We start from the raw sequence: 17,176 nt of genomic DNA, 5'->3' as shown, positions 1-17,176 counted from the left end.
GAACGATCTCAGTGCCCGCGGGGCGCCAGATGGGCCAGGAAACGCCGCTCGGCGAGCTTGAACATGCCCACCAGGCTGAAGGTGATGGTGAGGTAGATCGCCGCGGCAAAGATATAGGCTTCGAACGGCAGGTAGTAGTCCGAGTAGATGCGGCTGGCGGCAGCGGTCACGTCGAGCATGGCGGGCACGGTGCTCGCGAGACTGGTGGCGTGCAGCATCATCACCACCTCGTTGCTGTACGCCGGCAACGTACGGCGCATGGCACTGGGCAGCACGATGCGCCACATCGCCTTCGCCGGGCTCATCCCCATCGCCTGAGCCGCCTCGATCTCACCGGCGGAAGTCTCGCGGATCGCGCCCGCCAGCATCTCGGCGGTGTAACCGGCCGTGTTCAGGCTGAAGGCGAGCAGGGCGCAGAAGAACGGCTCCTTGAAATGCGTCCAGGGCCAGACATCGTTCCAGCGCGCCTGGATCCAGTCCAGTTGCGCCAGGCCGTAATAGATGAGGTAGAGCTGGATCAGCAGCGGCGTGCCGCGGATGACATAGGTGTAGGCACCGACGATCCAGCGCAGCGGCGCGATCGAGCTGGTGAGTGCCAGGGCAAACAGCAGCGCCAGTACCGCGCCCACCCCCAGCGAAGACAGCAACAGCCAGACGGTGGTGAGCAGCCCGTCGCCGTACATGGCGAGGTTGTTGGGCTGGAAGATGACGTCCCACCGCATAGGCCGGTTCTCAGGTTCTGGCGCGCTTCACGCCCAGGCTGAAGCGGCGTTCCAGCCAGCGCAGTGCCCAGAGGGAAACGGAGGTGTAGATGAGGAACAGCGCCGCGGCGAAAAGGAAGAAGGTGAAAGGCTCGCGCGTGGCGGCACTGGCCTGCTTCGCCAGATAGGTCATTTCCTTCAGGCCGATCAGGCTGACCAGGGCGGTGGCCTTGATCAGCACCAGCCAGTTGTTCGTGAAGCCGGGGAGGGCGTAGCGCACCATCTGCGGGGCGGTGATGCGCAGGAAGGTCCGAAGGGGCCCCATGCCGAACGCCCAGGCGGCCTCCATCTGGCCCTTGGGAATCGAGAGGATGGCGCCACGGAAGGTCTCCGTCATGTAGGCGCCATAGATGAATCCGATGGTGAGCACCCCGGCCAGAAAGGGGTTGATGTCCACCGACGACTTGCTGCCGGCAGCGGCCAGCAGGTGATTGAGACCAATGGTGCCGCCGTAGAAGATGAGCAGCATGAGCACCAGTTCGGGAATGCCACGCACGAGCGTGGTGTACAGCGTGGCCAGCGCCACCAGCGGGCGCCGGCCTGAGAGCTTGGCCACCGCGCCCAGCAGACCCAGCACGATGGCCACCAGCAAGGCGGCCAGCGAGACGCCCACCGTCAGGAGGGCGCCTTGCAGGATCGAGTCGAAGTAGCCGGAGAGCACGGGAACGGCTTAGTTGCCGTACACGTCGAAGTCGAAGTACTTCTTGCTCACCGTCTCATAGACGCCATTGGAGCGGATGGCCTTGATGGCGGCGTTGAGCTCGTCCTTCAGCGCGGTCTCGCCCTTGCGCAGGGCCACGCCCACGCCGGTGCCGTAGTACTTGGCCTCATTCAGCACCGGGCCGACGAAGCCGTAGCCGGCACCTTCGGGCTTGCTCAGGAAGCCGCCGTTGACCTCGACCTGATCGGCCACGGTGCCATCGAGGCGACCGGACTTGATGTCCAGATAGACCTGATCCTGGGCTTCGTAGGGAACCACGCTCACGCCTGCGGGCTTGAGTTCACCCATGGCGTATTTCTCTTGCGTGCTGCCCTTGAGCACGCCGATCTTCTTGCCCTTGAGCGAAGCCGGGTCGGTGTAGGCGGTGCCGGTCTTGACCACGATACGGCTGGGGGTGAAGTAGTACTTGTCCGTGAAGTCCACCACTTGCTGGCGCTCTTCCGTGATGGACATGGAGCTGATGATGGCGTCGTACTTCTTGGCTTGCAGACCGGGGATCATGCTGTCCCAGACCTGTTCCACATACACGCACTTGCGCTTGATCTCGTTGCACAGCGCCTCAGCGATGTCCACATCGAAGCCGGTGGGCTTGCCGTCGGCGGTCTTGAAGGTGAAGGGCTCGTAGGTCGGGTCGATAGCAACCTTGAGTTCAGGCAGCTCGGCCGGCGCGGGTGCGGCGGCCGGCGCAGCAGTGGGAGCGGCCGGCGCAGCTTCAGGCGCGGGCGTTTCGGTTTTTCCGCAACCCACCAAGGCGGCGGCACCGATCAGACTCAGGGAAAGGAACAGGTTTTTCATAATGTCTTTCGTTTGAATACCGCATGAAGATGCGGCTGTGACAGGCGTTTGCATTGTAAGTCTCGACTCATCCGGGAGCCCGGTGTTTCCCCGATAGCTGTAGCAACAAACGCGCCGTGCCTGTGAGCATCAACAGACCCGCGAGAAGGCGCGCCCGCCTTCGCGAAGGTTGTTAAATGAAATGCGAATCAGTCGCATTTATGTGCTATGCTTCGCTCCATGGATTCAGGTGACAACCGTCGTCGATTCGCGAACCAAGGAGCGATGCCATGCAGACAGAGCCGATCACCCGCCAGCGTTTGAGCATCCCGCGGCGCGTTGCCGCCGCCACTGTGCCGAGGGGTGAGAACGCAGCGGACCCGTCTCCCGCCATGGGCGCACTGCCGCACATCGACAGCATCTCGCTCCTACGGGGAGGCAAGTGCGTGCAAATCGAACACAACGGTTCGCTGTACAAGCTGCAAGCCACCAAGCTGGGCAAACTCATCCTGACCAAATAGGTTTTTTCGTGGGGCGACCCTGGGCATGGTTCCCAGGCGTCGTTTTTGCTAGCCATCGGCGCATTGCCGGCCAGCCATGCTTTTTTTTCCCCACAACCGCACGCACCCTTGACTTCATCCTTTGCGGGCATGCCCATGGAACCCTCCGCAGACCTGAAGCGCAGCGGGCTCAAGCCGACACTGCCGCGCCTGAAGATCCTGGGCCTTTTCCTGTCCAGCGAGCAACGCCACCTGGCGGCGGAAGATGTGTACCGCCTGCTGCTGGCGGAACAACCCCATCTCGGCCTCGGACTGGCCACGGTGTACCGCGTGCTCGGGCAATTTGAACAGGCTGGGTTGCTCAAGAAGAACCAACTCGGCAACAACAAGGCCGTCTATGAACTCAACGACGGCGAACGTCACCATGGCCACCTGATTTGCAACCGTACAGGCGCCGTCCATGAGTTCTTCGACCCCGAGATCGAAGCGAGGTTGCGTATGGTGGCGTCGAACCTTGGCTATGAGCTCGACAACTTTGTCTTGACGGCTTACGGTGGGAAGCCGTCCATGAGCAACGGGTGAGTGGACACATCTCGGCGTGGTTTTCTCCCCATTTTTTTATTTACATAATATACAAACCGTTGGCCGGTGCTGCGGAAATAGTAGCGGGCGAGGTAACTACCGCGTGGGCGTTCGGCGGGGCGGTGATGAAGCCCAGCACCACCAGGACCGCCAACAGAGCAGAGTGCACCGCGCCGCCTTGAAGGCGCGCCGCGATCCGCGACCACAATGCCCGCGCCTCATCGGTTGACGCGCGTTCGGCCTGGAGTTTCACCGCCAGCAGGTCGATTTCCTCCCTGGGCACATCACCCAATTCGGCCAGACGATGCAACGTTAGATCGTCGGGGCGGCTTCTGCCGTGGCGGTAATTGGCGATGGTGTGCTGGGTGACTTTCAGGAACTGCGCCAGCTTGTAATCGGACTTGATTCCGTGCTTGCTTTTCACCGTGTCGAGTAGGGTGTCTACTGTTTGCATATCCAGTCCTTGCAGGGTGGTTTCCGTACGTACGGGATGATGCTGTAAACCCCTAATACGTGCAATGCCCTGAATTGTCGTTGACATGTACAGGGCCATTAGGGCATATTCGCGCTGCCCCCCGGTCCAACGCCAAATCCGGCACCCTGCAGTGAGTTTCCAGCCGGGGGGCGCTCTTAACGGAGCGCGCGGGGCGTCGGTAGAGCAGCATCATGGAAACCACTCAGCGAGACCGGCGCGCGTCGGTCCAGTTCGCGGCCTTGCCGCGCCTGCAGTCCCTCCCTTCACCGCTCGACCCCTCGGCCATGCCTGGCTGGGAGCTGGAATTCAGCGCCCACGGCAAGCCCTTCAAGTGCTTCGTGCGGGCCATGACGATCCGCAGCGCCGAGGCCGAAGCCCGGCTGCAGCTGAGCTACCACACCCCCGATTTCGACAGCGCGGAAGCCCGCCTGATCCGCGCCCTGCAGGTGCGCACATGAGCCACCACGCCGTGACGATCAAGGTCGAGCTGGAACCCTTCGCGGCCTACGCGCTGGCCGAGCTGTGCAAGCGCATCGGCTTCCAGGACTGCCGCAACAACGCGGTCAACCAGGATGAGGCGTACCACATGCTCCACGCGATGGACCTGGTGCGCACCGCCCTCGAAAAATCCGGCGTGGCGGTGCGATGAGCACCCCGAAGTGCGAAGCCTGCCGATACCCGAGCCATTCGTGCATGGGCATGCTGATGGAGGGCATCGGTAACCGCTGCCTGGCCGTCCGCGTGGAACTCCCCATGTTCCCCCGCCCAGGCCCCAAGGCGCCCGCCAGGCGCTGCGAACACGCCGCCAGCGGGTGCGGGTACCCCGAAGGGGAGTGCGCCGGTCTGTGCCTCGCGCAGCGCCCGGCCTGATGCCGTTACCCGCGACCATCTTCACGCCCTCGTTCCTGCGGTTCGAGGGCGAGGAGCTGAAGATCCTCCTGAACAAGCTCCGCGACCCGCTCACGGTGCACCTCTACTTCATCCTGGTGAGCCAGGCCGACTTCAACAGCGGCGAGCAGATCACCAACTACAAGCGCCTGATCGAGCTGTGCACACCGCCACCGCCCGAGAAGGGCAAGCGCATGCCCCCGCCCACGATTGACCAGGTGCGTCGGGCCGTCCAGTGGCTTGTAGACGCCAAGCTGGTGGCGCGAAACACCGAACGAAACGAGACCCAGGGGATGCTCCGCCTGTACGTGAGAAGCCGCGCAAAAACCCGTACGGAAAAACGCAGGCCCAGCGCTTTAGAACACAGGGTAAAGCCCAGGGGTGTGAATAAAAAAAGCTAGGTTCTATGCGGCTTCCAGCCGTACGGACGCGGACTAAGCCCAGGGCACAACCCAGGGGTATCACTGACCGTTGCATTCTTTAACCCCTACCCCTTCGGGGGACAACTTTTTGTGGATAACCAACGCCCATGGGGGATGCATCAACAGGCCCCCAAGGGGGCCAAGCCGGGCCCCCGAGGGGCTTCGCCCCGCCGGCCTTCGGACCGGCTCCCCAACAGCCGGCTTATCAGGGCGCGGGGGAGTTTTGTAGGTCGCCACCATCCACGCCGCGTACGGCACCCGGGCGCGCAGACAGGGCTAGGCGCCACGAACGGGCCCCGGGGTAGGGCAGGGCCTCACCCCGTACGGAAAAACGCCCCAAATCGGCCATAATCCCGCCACTCCCTGCAGGGTGCTGGATCGAACGGAGCACGATCCATGTCCCCGAACCAGTTCGCTGCCGCGCTGCGCGACTTCGCCGCCGCCACGGCCACCACCGGCCCCGACGTTTCCGCCCTGGCGCTGCTGATCGCCCAGGCCGTCGAGCCCACCACCCCCACCGCGCACCCCGACCTCGGCGCCGACGATGAGCCGGTGTTTCCGCCGCTCGATCCGGTTGTGGCCACCGTGGCCGGGCGCGACTATTCCGCCGCCGACCTCCTGCGCCTGGCGCGCGACGCGTACGAGCCGGGCCCCGAGGCGTTCGACGCGCTGCCCGCCGAGGAACAGTCCCTGCACGCGCAACTGGCGCTGTCCACGCTGCAGCGCGAGCACGCGAACGCATCCGCCGACGCGGCCTGACCATGGCCGAGTCCGTGAAGCTGGGGCAGGGCATCTGCCCCGTGTGCCGCTCGGCGAAGGCCCGCTACACGCTCAGCTCGAAACAGCTGTGCGTCGTCACGTGCAACGGCTGCAACTTTCAGGGCTTCGCGCGCAGCGAGCGCAGCGATGAGCTGTTGCGCGATCTGATCCCCAAGGCCGGGCCCGCCCCGAGCCCTGAACCGGCACCGCCGGCGCCAGCACCGGCGCCCGAGCCGCCGGCACCACCCCCACCACCCGCACCCCGTAGGAGCCTGCTGTCATGGTGACCCGCGTCGAAAAATCCCCCCCGCCCGCTCCACCTGGTGCCGATGACCAGGTGGGCGACTTCACCACGCTGGACGCCATTGCGACCGAGGGCGCCGGCCTGGACGCGCCGCCGGCGGCAGACGTTCGCCAGGAACAGCAGGTGCTCGCCAGCGAAGCCGAGGAACTGGCCGAAGCGCTTGGCCTGCTGCGCGCGGCTGCGCTGCCGTTCGCGCCCGACCACGTGCAGGAACCGCTGCTGCAGGTCTGGAACGACAAGCAGCTTGTCGAGATCGGCAAGGCCATCGTTGCCGTGGCCCGGAAACACGGCCTCACGCTGGGCCAGCTGTTCGAGGGCTATGGCCCGTACATCCAGCTGATGATGGCGCTGGGCATGCCGGCGCTCGCCACCTTGAAGCTGCTGCGCGTGTCGCCGCCACCCGTGGAGCGTGTCGATGGACAACAGCAACCGTCCTGACCTCCGCGCGTACATCGGCGCCACGGGCTCGGGCAAGGGCGTGAGCGTGCGCGAGCACCTGAAGGCCACCAAGCCCGACCGCTTCATTGCGTGGGACCCGCTCAACGAATACGCCGGTTTCGGGCGCACGGTGCGCACCATCCCCGAGGTGTGCCAGGCGCTCAAGGGCAAGCGCTTTGCTGTGTCGTTCGATCCGGGCCCGGACCCCGATACGCACGCGAAGAAATTCGATCTGCTGTGCCGTGCCGTGTTCGCCGCGGGGAACTGCACCTTCATGGTCGAGGAGCTGAACGGCGTGACGCGCGCGAGCTGGGCGCCGCCGAGCTGGCGCCGCATCACGAAACAGGGCCGGCACCAGGGCCTGCGCGTGATCGCGGCCACCCAGCGCCCGGCGGACTGCGACAAAGATTTTTTCTCGGGCCTGACCTACTGCCGCGTGTTCACCCTGCGCTTTCGCCAGGACAAGGCCGTGATGGCGGATCTGTTCGATGTGCCCTATGCCGAGATCGCGGCGCTGACCACGGCAGAAACCGACCAGGCGACCACGATCAACTGCCTGGAACGGGACTGGCGGACCGGCCAGAGTGGCAAAAAAACCATTGTTTTGAAGAAGAAGCGGGGGGGGGCTACGTAGGCCCTACGTACGGGCCGCAGGGCTTGCTACGTCACGGGTTGCCCCCTTGAATCGAGGCTCCCAACCTTCAACACTTCTCACAGGAGAACCACCCATGTCCGCAGCCAAGATCAAAGACGCCCTGATGACCACCGCCGTTGTGCTGGGCGTCATCTACGGCCTGAACCAGATCGGCTTCACCCGCCCCCTGGTGCAAAAAGCCCTGCAAGGCTGAACGTCTCCACCGAGTGCGCCGCCGGCATTGCTGGCGGCTTTGTCGCAACCACCACCGAGAGCACACCATGACCCGTAAGGTCCAACTTCCCCTGATCCAGAACGTGGGCCCGAACCAGCGGGTCACCATCCGCCTGCCCCTGGGCGTGACGTACAACAAGATCATCCTGTTCCTGGGCGGGAACATCAACACCACGCTCATCAGCAACATCGTGCTGCGCCTCAACGGCGCCGAGCGCATCCGCTGGAACACCGCCGCGCAGATGGTCGCGGCCAACCTGTTCAACCGCCTCACCAGCGATCCGCAGGTGCTGGAGTTCAACTTCATCGAGCCGCGCGGCAAGGATGAAGCCGCGATGACGCTGGGCGCCTACGCCGCGACCGCCGAGGCCGGCGTGCAGGACATGGTGCTGGAATTCGACCTGGCCACCTACACGGTCACCGCCGCATCGACCGTCAAGGCCGTGGCCGAGGTGGACGTGCCCAGTGCCAACCGCCTGATCGTGCGCAACCGCTTCACCCAGCGCGTGCTGGGCGGCGCGACCGAGGAACAGATCATTCTGCCTTCCGGCCTCAACGGCGAGCAGATCAAGCGCATGTACTTCTTCGGCACGCTCGCGCAGCTGAACTTCGTGCGTGTGCGCCGCGAGGGCGCCGACGAGTTCGAGAGCATCACGCAGGGCCAGGCCGAGTTCTTCCAGAAGACCTACCAGAAGGTGCCGCAGGCCGGTCTCTTCGTGGTGGACTTCACCGAGCACGATCTGATGGGCCACATGCTCAACACCAGCCAGATCATCGGCGCCGATGGCAAGCCCAAGGTGATCCAGAACCTGGACATCCGCCTCAACGTCAACACCGGTGGCACCTGGAACATCTACACCGAGTCGATCACGACGAACGAGCGCCCGTAACCGGATATCCCCCGAAGCGAGCGTAGACCCCCCGCCGGCCATGAGCGCCGGCGGGGTGTGCAGATCATCAGGAGCGCACCATGCGACAGTTTTTCGACGACGGCAGCTGGATCGAGGTGGACGCCAGCGGCACCCAGTACGCGGCCAACACCGCCGGCCAGGTGGTGTCCAAGGTCACCGCCGAGGGCAACTACTACCAGAGCGCCAGCTACTGGACCGACGCGCGCGAAAGCGCCAAGCTGGACCCCTACGCGGCCGCTCCGGCGGGCGACAACCGCCCCTGGTGGGAGCGCGTGGCCGAATACGGCCTCACGCGCGCCATTGACAACCACCTGGGCCCGGTGCAGCAGAACAAGACCACCCAGCCGGCGACCTTCGCCGGTCAGAACGGCCTGACCTACAGCCAGGTGGGCACCCCCCTGCAGCAGGGCGGTATCGGTGGCGTGCTGCCGCTCCTGCTGGTCGGCGTTGCGGCGCTCCTGGCGGTGGGCTGATGACCACTCCCATCCCCAGCATGACGGGCGGGGCGGGCGGCAGCGCCGGCCCCAGCAGCGCCGAGGGCGCGAGCTACGGCTCGGGCGCCGACAACTCGGGCTGGAACGTCAATTTCTCCGGCGTGCAGAGCGCCAGCAGCCAGCAGGACAAGTCCAGCGGCGCCGGCCTCGTTTCGGGCATCGGCGGTGCCATCCCCTGGTGGGTGTGGGCCGCGCTCGGTCTGGCGGTCGTATGGCGCTTGAGATCGTCCAGGAAGTGAGCCGCGAGCGGGCGGTGCAGGCGTTCACCGAGACGCCAATCATCGACCCCGCCGGCACCTCCACCCCCGAGAGCCTGACCGCCGCCGGCGTGCCCTTCGAGCTGAAGACCGCCACCGGTGGTGGCGTGTTCGTCCTGGAACGCCAGGGCCACGTGCTGTGGATCACCGCCGCAGCGGGCAAGGCAACAGACGACTTGACCGAGCTGGGCTTCCAGCTGGTCGAAGAAACGGCGCGCCAGTGCGGTTGCACCGAGGTGGGCTTCCAGACCTCGCGGCGCGGCCTGGTGCACAAGAGCGAGCGGCACGGCTACGAGGTGGCCGGCTGGATCATGAGGAAGGCGCTCAGATGAGCATCACGAAACGACAGCTGTACGCCCTGGGTGAACCCCTGGGCGAATGCGTCACGCGCCGCGAAGCGTGTGGCCGCCTGGTGTGCGGCGGTGGTGGCGGCGGTGGCCGCTCCACGAGCAGCAGCGACACCACGTCCACCAACACCGATCAGCGCGTGGCGGTGCAGGACGGCATCGGCGTTTCCGGTTCCTCCGGCAACACCATCAACATGAACGATCCGGACGTGGTCAAGGCCATGGCCGCGATGGGCGCCGATGTGATCTCGCGCAGCGGCGCCGCCGTGGTCGAGCTCAACCAGGCGGGCATGGATGCGAACGTTGCCGCCTGGGACAAGACGGTGACCGCCGGCGCGGCCCTGGTGGACAAGCTGATCGACTCCAACACGTCGATGGCGGGCAAGGCCATCGACAACTTCCAACCCACCGACAACGCGCAACAGAACACCATCCAGTGGGCGGCCATCGCTGCCGCCGCTGGCGTGGTGGGCTATGCGCTCCTGAAGCCATGACCACCCAAGCCCCTCCGTTTCTGGAAATCCTCACCGCCGCGTTCTCCACCGGCGAGCACAAGTCCTACGCGATCTCCGGCGGCTATTTCGAGATCCTCGATTGCTCGTACCCGGTGACCGTGAAGCTGATCGGCCTGCACGGCGAGCTGCGCGGCATCATGCGCAACGCCGAAGCGTCGTTCTACCTCAAGGGGGGTGACTACTCCACGATCACCATCGAGAGCCCGAATGCGCAGGTGGTGCGCTTCGCGTTCGGCACCAGCGAGGCCGGCACGCGGCGCACCTCGGGCGTGGTGCAGGTGGTCGATAGCTCCAAGAGCCGCACCATCGCCGGGCAGGCCTTCATCGCGTCGTTCAACGTGGCGGCGGCGGTGGGCGTCAACCACAGCACCGTGCTGTGGAACCCACCAGGCAGCGGCAAGAACATCTACATCCAGCGGCTGCGTGTCTCGGTGACCGTGGCGGCGGTGTACGGGTCCGGCCACATCACGTCGCTGGGCACCGGGCTGGCGCTCAACCCCAGCGCGCCGGTGCACAAGCGCTTGGGCGCGCCGCCCTCGTTCGAGTGCTACCAGACTGCGGCGGGCAACTTCAACGGCACCGCGCCCTCCATGAACGCGGTGTTCACTGCCTCGCTGGCGGCCAACCAGGTGGACGTGGGCGACCTCTACGAGCCCGTGCTGATCGAGCCCGGCGCCGGGTTCCGCGTGTTCGTCGCCTCGGCGAACGTGGGCCTGATCTCCGGCATCGAGCTGATCGAGGAAGCGATCTGATGAAACGCGCCCTGGTGGCCCTGGTGCTGCTGCTCGGTGGTGGTGTGGCGTTCGCCGCCACGCGCCGCGCTGCAGCCTCGCCAGAGCCAGCGCAGGGCGGGGCGCCTGGCGTGCTGGACTGGCCCGCCCTGGACGCCTGGACCTTCGTGCCGGGCCCGGCCCCCGCCGGCGGCATTGACACCATCACGGCCTGGATTCAGGCCAACGTGCTCGAAACGCAGCAGAAGGAAGTGACCATGAACCCACCGACCACGCGCGCGGCCAATGTCGCCGCGCTGCTCGATGCCATCGGCTGGGCCGAAGGCACCGCCAACCAGCCCGACCCGTACCGCGTGTGCTACGCCTACAGCCACACCATCCAGAGCTTCGCGGACCACCCGTACAGCCTGGGCGAGTGGCCCGGCGTGGTGCTGACCGCCGAGCAGTGCCGCGGCGCCGGCCTGAACCCCGGGTGCCGCTCCACCGCGGCGGGCAAGTTCCAGATCACGGTGACCACCTGGCGCCGCCTCAAGCCGAAGCTGGGCCTGGTGGACTTCTCGCCGGCCAGCCAGGAGCGCGCCGCCATCGAGCTGCTGCGCGAGCGCGGCGCCCTCGCGCGCATCGAGCGCGGCGATCTGGCCGGCGCTGTGGCCGCTGCGCGCAGCGAGTGGGCCAGCCTGCCAGGAGCGAACTACGCAGGGCAGGGCATGCGCTCCATGGGCGATCTGCAGGCGCGCTACCTCAACGCCGGCGGGAGCCTGGCATGAGTGCCACGAACGCCAAGCTGATCGCGCTAGGCGTGCTGGGTGTGGCCGGGCTGATCTGGTACGCCTCGCGCCGCGTGAGCAGCGCCGGCGGCATCGCCGGTCTCGCCGGCAGCGCCGCACAGAGCGCCGTTGAGGCCGTGGGCGCCGCCGGCGTGGGCGTGGTCAAGGGCATCGGCTCGGTGCTGGGCGTACCCGACACCAACCGCAGCGCCTGCGAGGCCGACATTGCGTCCGGGCGCTGGCTGGACGCCTCGTTTTCGTGCCCGGCGGGAACCTTCATCAACGCCGGCGCCGGCTCCGTGTTCGGCTCCACCGTGCTGTGGGGCGGTGACAGCGAGGAAGCGCGCCGGATCGAGGCGGCGAGGGCGCGCGCTCAGTACGCCCTGACCGACCCCCGCCGCGTGGATCTCCCGCCGGCCTTCGAGAGCAACGGCACCGACAACGCCGGCGGCATGGACTTCCGCTACTTCTGAGGACCTATGGACCCGATCACCATCCTGGCCGCGCTCGCCCCCGTGGGCGTTGACGTCGTGAAGACCATCCTGGCGCGCTTCACCGGCGCCGAGTTCAAGCCCGCCACCGTCAATGACTGGCTGGCGATGCAAAAGGCCGAGCTGGACCGCTTCACGGCCATCAACGCCGCCGGCGGCATGAACCCCTCCTACCCCTGGGTGGAGGCCGTTGTGCGCCTGCAGCGGCCCTTGCTGGGCGGCGTGGTGCTGGGCGTGTGGGTCTGGAGCAAGACCTACGGCGTGCCCAGCGACAGCATCGACAACTTCGCATCGGCGATCGGGTTCTACCTGTTCGGCGATCGCACTCTGTTCCACATCAAGGCGAAGAAGTGACGCCGCGTCCTATGCTCGAAAAAATCATTGTGGCCATCGTGTCGGCCATGGTCGGCGGTGTGCTGACCTACAGCGCCAAGATGCTCTCCCTGGAGGGCCGGATCGATGCCATGGAGCGCAGCCTGATCCGCATCGAGACGCGGCTGTTTCCGCAGTCCCAGGAGGCCCCCCGATGAAAGTCCTACCCAGCGCCCCCGAGGTCCTCCGCGAGAGCCTGGTGCTGATCGGCGGCGCCATCCTGGCCGCGCTGATCCTGCAGCAGCTGCCCCAGCTGCGCAGCTGGATCAGCCAGAGCACGAAAGGCTGCGACTGTGAGCACTGATCTCGCCCCGATCCTGGCCGCGCCGGCGGCGCTGTACCTGCTGTGGGTGCTCTACCTGGCGGTGATGAACCTCAAGCGCGCCAAAGACGCCGGCGCGCTGCGCCCGACCGCGCTGTATCTGGGGTACCCCGTGCTGATTCTCGGCCTGCTGGTGGACTTCCTGGTGAACGTGGTGGTCTTCACCGTGATCCTGCTCGAGCTGCCGCGCGAAACGCTGGTGACCTCACGCCTCAAGCGGCACATTGCCCATGGGCGAGGGTGGCGCCAGCGCGTTGCGCACTGGTTCTGTTCCGAGCTGCTGGACACGTTCGACCCCAGCGGCAAGCACTGCGACTGAACCCCGCCGCTGTATCGCCAGCGGCGCGCCGGGCGCTCTTGAAAAATTTGCATCCTCGGGTTTACCATCGGTGTGATGGAAATCACGTTCCGCATCAAGGAAGACTCTCAGCTCTTTCTGACCGTCACCGATGTCGATGCTCCGGTGTTTTTTGAGCAGCGACGCGCTGCCGGCCGTGACACATGGGCTGTCATCGTGGGTGATCGGCGGCTGATTGGAGGCCTGCATTTTCGGCCTGAGGTCGAAGGGTTTGAGCCGGACCGGGACATGCCCGCCGGTGGTGACTGGACCCATGTGCACAAAGTGCGCCCGGGCATCGAAAATGGGTGAGTTGGCGGCTCCATAGTCGCCCCGGTCCAGCAGATCCGCCAAGCGAGCCATCCGGGCCTGCAGATGTGCGTTTTCGCGCTTGAGAGCGTCGATGTAGCCCATGTGCAGGCGGTGGCGGTGTTCGAGCTCGGAATCCATGATGGAGCGCCCCCAGCGGGTTTCGAAGAACAGGGCCAGCAGGATGAAGCGCGGCGCCTGGTCTTCCACCTGGTAGCGCTTCAATGTCCTGGTGCTGATGCCCAGGTGGCGCGAAATGGTTTTCGCGCACCTGGTGGGAATGTCATCAAGCAATAGCGACAGAGGGGGCAATTGACCAGGCGCTTTGAACATCAGGGCTCCCGTAATTAAGGCCCGCCAATTTCGCCCAACGGCGGCGAATCAATCGCCGGAAAAGCGCCCGGATGTAACTTGACATAATATACATCGTGGAATGTCAGGCGCGCCTGAAAAGGCCGCTTTCGGCCTTACCAAAGTGCCCCGCCAAGGCGACTGCGATACACAAAACGAGCGCCGCGCCAATCGCTCGCATTGGTTTTCCCAATGCCACCTTGAGTCTTTCCCCAAGGTCTGTACCGTCGTGCTTCCACAGCACGGCTCTCGTAAGCCATTGATCTGGCGGGAGATTTCCAGCTGCTGCGATGAGAGCCACGCGCTCCGGCGGGCACGGAATCTTTCCCGTCTCCCAGTGGTTCAGCGTCTGCGGGCTTACGCCAAGCTGGCGGGCAAGCTCGCTCTTGTTGTTGCCGTGCTGCGCTGCAGCAAGGGCAATCAACTGGCTCAATTCATCAGATTTCATCGCGTTGCTCCTTTGGTCGTTTTGACCTAAGGTTGCGTTTAGGTTGTCAAGACCTAAACGTGTCGGGGTGTGTCTTGCAGGACGGCTCCGACTTTAACGCCCCCTTCACGGGGGCGCAAATCAGGAGCCGCCATGCCCTTCCCCGAGACCGAACTTCGCGCTTGCCAGTTCTGCAGCGTCGATCAAATCTGCCGCGACGGTTGCTCGTGGCCCGACTGTCTTCATGACGATCGTTCTCCCCCGTCGCCGGCTGGCGCGGTCGAAACCTTGGCGGCTCCGGCCGCACCAGTGACGGGGGAGAACACCCGGCATGAGCACAACTACCTCCAGTGGTTGCACGTCGTGCTCTTCCTCGGCCTCGATGTCCAACCTCGGCGCAGGACGCGGCCATGAGATTCATCGGCATCGTTTTCGTGGTCTTCGCACTGGTGATGTTCCCGTTTTTCACGTATCAGGCGTTCGCGGACTTTCTGAGGATCGATTGGGCGGAGCTTTCGCGATGAGCGCCCCGTACACACACCGCGATCACGCGGCCGTTTGCGCAGCTGCTGCTCGGGCTGGTCACTCTGTGGCCGGCCTGCACGTCCAGGCGCGGATTGGCCGCACGATCTGCTGCGCACGCATCGTCACCGCCTGGGACACCGCCGACGGCGTCGAAATGTGGCAGCTGGACCTCTACGGCCCGATCCATGGGCGCATGTCCACCGCGACCCGCAACGTCCGCCAGTGTGCGCTGGTGGACGGTCGCTGCAGCTGCTCCGCTGCCCCGGAGGGCCGGGCAGAGACCGGGCAGCGGCTTGCCGCGACCGAGGCTCAGACCGGCCCGGAGGGCGTGACGTGCTAGTAACACGTCACTTTAGTCTCACTGGCGAGACTTTCGCCACTTCTAGCCCAGCTGCGGAAGCTGTTGATCGGGCCGACCTCGAAGCGTTGTTCCCCCTCTCCGCGCTCGTCGCAGTGGACGTGAAACGTCCCGAGACTTGGCACCCTGCTCCCATCACCAAGTTTCAGGCGGTGGGCTTCTGCGACTGGATCAGCATTTACCAGCGCCATGGCGCTGCACAGCTGCCCAAACTGTGTGACGGTGCGTTCCTGCGCATTGACGCCCACGGCGAGTGTGTCAATACGACGCTGAAGAAGCTGCGCATCGAGGGCAGCCATGACACGTCCGTGTACCTGCGCTGCGACGGCGAAACGGTGTGGTTCGAAGGAAACGCCTCGCGTTTTCGCCGACCCGACAACGTGTTCGGCTACACGTTCATGCAGTGCATCCAGCGCATCAATGCGCTGCTCGAAGAGCACGACCTGCCGGCGTTCACCGAAGGTGACAAGTTCATCACGAACTTCAAGGGTGAGCCGCGCAGTGTGTGGACGGGGGCCATCGTCACGCGTGTCGACATGACCGAGAACTTCGAGACCGGCTCACGCGAGGACGCCTACCACTTTATGCGCTGGCTCTCGGGCCAGCAGGCCAGCCGCTTGAAGACCGGCACCCACGGTGACGGTGAGACCGTGGACTTCGGACGCGGTTCACGCCGTGTGTACAGCAAGGCGTATCTCAAAGCCGCGGAACTGCGCCGACATGCCAAGGGCGACGCGTACCTAGAGCAGCTGGCCGACTGGTGCGACGAGCGAGGGATCGTGCGTTTCGAGACCACCTACAAGGCAACCAAGCTGCACGACATGGGTTGCCACTACCTCGGAGGCTTCGACATGAAGCAGCTGGAAATCGATTTTGAAGACCGCAAGGAAGTGCTCTCGCGTGCCTCGGCCGAGGTCGAGGAGTTGAGTGGGCTTTCGAAGCCGCTCCTGTCCACGTATCGCATGTGGCAGGCCGGTGATGACGTGGTGTCGCGGATGAGCCGCGCCACGTTCTTTAAGCACCGTAAGGCGCTGTTGCCCTATGGGGTGGATATCGCCATCAAAAGCAACGTCACCCAACTGAAAACGAAGACCAGGGTTATCCGGCTCGGCCCTGTGTCTCCGCCTGACTGGTATGAGCTGCCTGAAATCGAAAGGAAACGCAATGGAACTCAAGGTTGAACTGGTGGGCATGAAGGCCTTCAAGGGCAAGCTCGACGGCAAGGAGATCAACAGCGGTGCGCTGTACACCAAGGTCAAGCTCGATGAGCGCCACAACCGCAAGGACCAAGACGGCACGAACTGGAAGTTCGGCCACTCCGTCGAGGAGTGGAAGGTCCCTGATGCTGAGATCGTGATGCGCCTTGCGCATCTCAAGCCCAGCATCGACCGCCCCGTGATGGTCCGCCTGGAGGTGGAGCGCGTGTCGAATGGCCGTGAGACCAAAGAGGTGGTGATCGACTGCCGCCCGCTGGAGGACACGCCTGATCCGCTGACCGGCGAAGTGCGTGGTCCTGCAGCTGCTCAACCCCGCAAAGCGGTCCCTGCGTAATGCCCGATCCCGTCATCGTTGAGTGTGCCAGTGCTTGCACGGTGACGCTCCAACTCGAAACCACCGGCCCGTTTCATTTAACCGTCGCTGACGGGCTGGTGCTCTCTGGACTCGTCGTCTCCTTGTGGTTTGCCGGCTTCGGCATCCGCGCGCTGATGGCGGTCCTAAAAGGCAACAGCGACGGTTGACCACCAAGAAAGGAAACTGTGATGAAACCCTTCAACGCTATCAAGCGCTTCGGCGCCAAGGTTCCCGCTGCCGTCGGCACGGGTCTTCTGCTGATCGGCACCAGCGTGCACGCCGCGCTGCCGGCCAGCCTTGCGACGGACGTCGCTTCGGCTAAGGAAGACATCGGCGATGCCGGCGGGCTTGCCATCGGCATCCTGCTGGCTCTGCTGCTGTTCGTGTGGCTGCGCCGCGTGATGAAGTGATGGTGTGAATCCATCCTGTGGGGGTGCGTGCACCCCCATGGAATGGGTTCACTGGAGCAACGCGATGGAAACAGACTTCTACGGCATTTACGTGGTGGTGGGTGTGCTGGGGGCGGTATGGCTGTTTCTCGCGCCCTGAGGGCCTTTCTGGCCCTCCTGCTGCTGGTTTTCGGCGCACAGGCGCACGC

Annotated in this window: 33 protein-coding genes; 27 read left to right on the top strand and 6 right to left on the bottom strand. The window is 65.0% G+C overall.

All coding sequences use genetic code 11. The features are described from left to right. Positions 1-8: 8 nt before the first annotated feature. The 3 genes from J2X09_RS16460 to aotJ are packed head-to-tail and all read right to left on the bottom strand — an operon-like array spanning position 9 to position 2,277. The gene (locus J2X09_RS16460; protein WP_204731195.1) at positions 9-722 is read right to left on the bottom strand and encodes an ABC transporter permease; all 714 of its coding nucleotides are present in this window, start codon (positions 720-722) and stop codon (positions 9-11) included. Between the two features lie 10 nt (positions 723-732). Next, complete coding sequence (locus tag J2X09_RS16455) at positions 733-1,422, bottom strand: ABC transporter permease (protein ID WP_204731196.1); 690 nt, start codon at positions 1,420-1,422, stop codon at positions 733-735. Positions 1,423-1,431: 9 nt separating this feature from the next. Continuing rightward, the gene (aotJ, locus tag J2X09_RS16450) at positions 1,432-2,277 is read right to left on the bottom strand and encodes an L-arginine-binding protein AotJ (RefSeq protein ID WP_204731197.1); all 846 of its coding nucleotides are present in this window, start codon (positions 2,275-2,277) and stop codon (positions 1,432-1,434) included. A 269-nt stretch (positions 2,278-2,546) separates the two neighbouring features. On the opposite strand from aotJ, the gene hemP reads away from it, so the two are divergent. Both hemP and J2X09_RS16440 read left to right on the top strand, forming a co-directional pair. Further along, entirely contained in the window at positions 2,547-2,777 is a 231-nt protein-coding gene (gene hemP, locus J2X09_RS16445) for a hemin uptake protein HemP (RefSeq protein WP_204731198.1), read from the top strand. A 135-nt stretch (positions 2,778-2,912) separates the two neighbouring features. Then, on the top strand, positions 2,913-3,338 hold the full coding sequence (locus tag J2X09_RS16440) for a Fur family transcriptional regulator (RefSeq protein ID WP_204731914.1): 426 nt from the start codon (positions 2,913-2,915) through the stop codon (positions 3,336-3,338). 40 nt (positions 3,339-3,378) lie between these two features. Here the strand turns inward: J2X09_RS16440 and J2X09_RS16435 are convergent, their stop codons facing one another. Beyond that, positions 3,379-3,792: a DUF3693 domain-containing protein gene (locus J2X09_RS16435; protein WP_310308785.1), complete on the bottom strand. Its 414-nt coding sequence runs from the start codon at positions 3,790-3,792 to the stop codon at positions 3,379-3,381. Positions 3,793-4,004: 212 nt separating this feature from the next. On the opposite strand from J2X09_RS16435, the gene J2X09_RS16430 reads away from it, so the two are divergent. The 20 genes from J2X09_RS16430 (at position 4,005) to J2X09_RS16335 (ending at position 13,018) form a co-directional block, all read left to right on the top strand. After that, positions 4,005-4,271, top strand: coding sequence for a hypothetical protein (locus J2X09_RS16430; RefSeq protein ID WP_204731200.1), 267 nt, complete (start codon positions 4,005-4,007; stop codon positions 4,269-4,271). After that, entirely contained in the window at positions 4,268-4,462 is a 195-nt protein-coding gene (locus J2X09_RS16425; protein ID WP_204731201.1) for a DUF7706 family protein, read from the top strand. The genes J2X09_RS16430 and J2X09_RS16425 overlap by 4 nt, the downstream gene beginning before the upstream one ends. After that, positions 4,459-4,683: a hypothetical protein gene (locus J2X09_RS16420; RefSeq protein WP_204731202.1), complete on the top strand. Its 225-nt coding sequence runs from the start codon at positions 4,459-4,461 to the stop codon at positions 4,681-4,683. Before J2X09_RS16425 ends, J2X09_RS16420 begins: the two co-directional genes overlap by 4 nt. Further along, the gene (locus J2X09_RS16415) at positions 4,683-5,102 is read left to right on the top strand and encodes a hypothetical protein (RefSeq protein WP_204731203.1); all 420 of its coding nucleotides are present in this window, start codon (positions 4,683-4,685) and stop codon (positions 5,100-5,102) included. Before J2X09_RS16420 ends, J2X09_RS16415 begins: the two co-directional genes overlap by 1 nt. Positions 5,103-5,519: 417 nt before the next feature. Continuing rightward, positions 5,520-5,882, top strand: coding sequence for a hypothetical protein (locus J2X09_RS16410; RefSeq protein WP_204731204.1), 363 nt, complete (start codon positions 5,520-5,522; stop codon positions 5,880-5,882). A 2-nt stretch (positions 5,883-5,884) separates the two neighbouring features. Next, positions 5,885-6,169: a hypothetical protein gene (locus J2X09_RS16405; protein ID WP_204731205.1), complete on the top strand. Its 285-nt coding sequence runs from the start codon at positions 5,885-5,887 to the stop codon at positions 6,167-6,169. After that, entirely contained in the window at positions 6,163-6,624 is a 462-nt protein-coding gene (locus J2X09_RS16400) for a hypothetical protein (protein ID WP_204731206.1), read from the top strand. Before J2X09_RS16405 ends, J2X09_RS16400 begins: the two co-directional genes overlap by 7 nt. Then, positions 6,602-7,258 (top strand): hypothetical protein, encoded by a 657-nt coding sequence (locus tag J2X09_RS16395; RefSeq protein ID WP_204731207.1) that lies wholly within the window; start codon positions 6,602-6,604, stop codon positions 7,256-7,258. Before J2X09_RS16400 ends, J2X09_RS16395 begins: the two co-directional genes overlap by 23 nt. 281 nt (positions 7,259-7,539) lie before the next feature. Next, positions 7,540-8,382, top strand: a complete 843-nt coding sequence (locus tag J2X09_RS16390; RefSeq protein ID WP_204731208.1) for a major capsid protein P2 — start codon at positions 7,540-7,542, stop codon at positions 8,380-8,382. Between the two features lie 80 nt (positions 8,383-8,462). Then, positions 8,463-8,876, top strand: a complete 414-nt coding sequence (locus tag J2X09_RS16385) for a hypothetical protein (protein ID WP_204731209.1) — start codon at positions 8,463-8,465, stop codon at positions 8,874-8,876. Beyond that, the gene (locus J2X09_RS16380) at positions 8,876-9,136 is read left to right on the top strand and encodes a hypothetical protein (protein ID WP_204731210.1); all 261 of its coding nucleotides are present in this window, start codon (positions 8,876-8,878) and stop codon (positions 9,134-9,136) included. Before J2X09_RS16385 ends, J2X09_RS16380 begins: the two co-directional genes overlap by 1 nt. Next, positions 9,109-9,486: a hypothetical protein gene (locus J2X09_RS16375; RefSeq protein ID WP_204731211.1), complete on the top strand. Its 378-nt coding sequence runs from the start codon at positions 9,109-9,111 to the stop codon at positions 9,484-9,486. The genes J2X09_RS16380 and J2X09_RS16375 overlap by 28 nt, the downstream gene beginning before the upstream one ends. Next, the gene (locus J2X09_RS16370) at positions 9,483-9,995 is read left to right on the top strand and encodes a hypothetical protein (protein ID WP_204731212.1); all 513 of its coding nucleotides are present in this window, start codon (positions 9,483-9,485) and stop codon (positions 9,993-9,995) included. Before J2X09_RS16375 ends, J2X09_RS16370 begins: the two co-directional genes overlap by 4 nt. Next, on the top strand, positions 9,992-10,768 hold the full coding sequence (locus J2X09_RS16365) for a hypothetical protein (RefSeq protein WP_204731213.1): 777 nt from the start codon (positions 9,992-9,994) through the stop codon (positions 10,766-10,768). Before J2X09_RS16370 ends, J2X09_RS16365 begins: the two co-directional genes overlap by 4 nt. Then, positions 10,768-11,514, top strand: coding sequence for a glycoside hydrolase family 24 protein (locus J2X09_RS16360; RefSeq protein ID WP_204731214.1), 747 nt, complete (start codon positions 10,768-10,770; stop codon positions 11,512-11,514). The genes J2X09_RS16365 and J2X09_RS16360 overlap by 1 nt, the downstream gene beginning before the upstream one ends. Continuing rightward, on the top strand, positions 11,511-11,987 hold the full coding sequence (locus J2X09_RS16355; RefSeq protein WP_204731215.1) for a hypothetical protein: 477 nt from the start codon (positions 11,511-11,513) through the stop codon (positions 11,985-11,987). Before J2X09_RS16360 ends, J2X09_RS16355 begins: the two co-directional genes overlap by 4 nt. Before the next feature lie 6 nt (positions 11,988-11,993). Then, positions 11,994-12,359, top strand: coding sequence for a hypothetical protein (locus tag J2X09_RS16350; RefSeq protein ID WP_204731216.1), 366 nt, complete (start codon positions 11,994-11,996; stop codon positions 12,357-12,359). Continuing rightward, complete coding sequence (locus J2X09_RS16345; protein WP_204731217.1) at positions 12,356-12,535, top strand: hypothetical protein; 180 nt, start codon at positions 12,356-12,358, stop codon at positions 12,533-12,535. Before J2X09_RS16350 ends, J2X09_RS16345 begins: the two co-directional genes overlap by 4 nt. After that, positions 12,532-12,681 carry a hypothetical protein gene (locus J2X09_RS16340; protein ID WP_204731218.1) on the top strand — a complete coding sequence of 50 codons (150 nt, stop codon included), beginning with the start codon at positions 12,532-12,534 and terminating at the stop codon, positions 12,679-12,681. Before J2X09_RS16345 ends, J2X09_RS16340 begins: the two co-directional genes overlap by 4 nt. After that, on the top strand, positions 12,671-13,018 hold the full coding sequence (locus J2X09_RS16335; RefSeq protein ID WP_204731219.1) for a hypothetical protein: 348 nt from the start codon (positions 12,671-12,673) through the stop codon (positions 13,016-13,018). The genes J2X09_RS16340 and J2X09_RS16335 overlap by 11 nt, the downstream gene beginning before the upstream one ends. On the opposite strand, the gene J2X09_RS16330 is transcribed toward J2X09_RS16335, so the two are convergent. Both J2X09_RS16330 and J2X09_RS16325 read right to left on the bottom strand, forming a co-directional pair. Next, a complete protein-coding gene (locus J2X09_RS16330) occupies positions 12,905-13,678 on the bottom strand; it encodes a hypothetical protein (RefSeq protein ID WP_204731220.1) in 774 nt (257 codons plus the stop codon). The genes J2X09_RS16335 and J2X09_RS16330 overlap by 114 nt on opposite strands. Before the next feature lie 103 nt (positions 13,679-13,781). Continuing rightward, positions 13,782-14,144 (bottom strand): helix-turn-helix domain-containing protein, encoded by a 363-nt coding sequence (locus J2X09_RS16325; RefSeq protein ID WP_204731221.1) that lies wholly within the window; start codon positions 14,142-14,144, stop codon positions 13,782-13,784. Positions 14,145-14,643: 499 nt separating this feature from the next. Here J2X09_RS16325 and J2X09_RS16320 point away from each other — a divergent pair, with 499 nt between their 5' ends. From J2X09_RS16320 to J2X09_RS16300, 5 genes are read left to right on the top strand one after another with little or no spacing between them, the layout of a single operon-like run. Next, positions 14,644-14,988 carry a hypothetical protein gene (locus J2X09_RS16320; RefSeq protein WP_204731222.1) on the top strand — a complete coding sequence of 115 codons (345 nt, stop codon included), beginning with the start codon at positions 14,644-14,646 and terminating at the stop codon, positions 14,986-14,988. After that, positions 14,982-16,187 carry a phage/plasmid replication domain-containing protein gene (locus tag J2X09_RS16315; RefSeq protein ID WP_310308778.1) on the top strand — a complete coding sequence of 402 codons (1,206 nt, stop codon included), beginning with the start codon at positions 14,982-14,984 and terminating at the stop codon, positions 16,185-16,187. The genes J2X09_RS16320 and J2X09_RS16315 overlap by 7 nt, the downstream gene beginning before the upstream one ends. Then, complete coding sequence (locus J2X09_RS16310; protein ID WP_204731223.1) at positions 16,171-16,557, top strand: hypothetical protein; 387 nt, start codon at positions 16,171-16,173, stop codon at positions 16,555-16,557. The genes J2X09_RS16315 and J2X09_RS16310 overlap by 17 nt, the downstream gene beginning before the upstream one ends. After that, positions 16,557-16,745: a hypothetical protein gene (locus J2X09_RS16305; protein ID WP_204731224.1), complete on the top strand. Its 189-nt coding sequence runs from the start codon at positions 16,557-16,559 to the stop codon at positions 16,743-16,745. The genes J2X09_RS16310 and J2X09_RS16305 overlap by 1 nt, the downstream gene beginning before the upstream one ends. Positions 16,746-16,766: 21 nt before the next feature. Continuing rightward, positions 16,767-16,988: a major capsid protein gene (locus J2X09_RS16300; protein ID WP_204731225.1), complete on the top strand. Its 222-nt coding sequence runs from the start codon at positions 16,767-16,769 to the stop codon at positions 16,986-16,988. The last annotated feature ends 188 nt before the right edge of the window (positions 16,989-17,176 follow it).

This window comes from Hydrogenophaga laconesensis, from assembly GCF_031457235.1.
Lineage (GTDB): Bacteria > Pseudomonadota > Gammaproteobacteria > Burkholderiales > Burkholderiaceae_C > Hydrogenophaga > Hydrogenophaga laconesensis.
The sequence above is the reverse complement of the archived record's forward strand: the minus strand, read 5'-3'. Positions and strand labels throughout refer to the sequence as shown.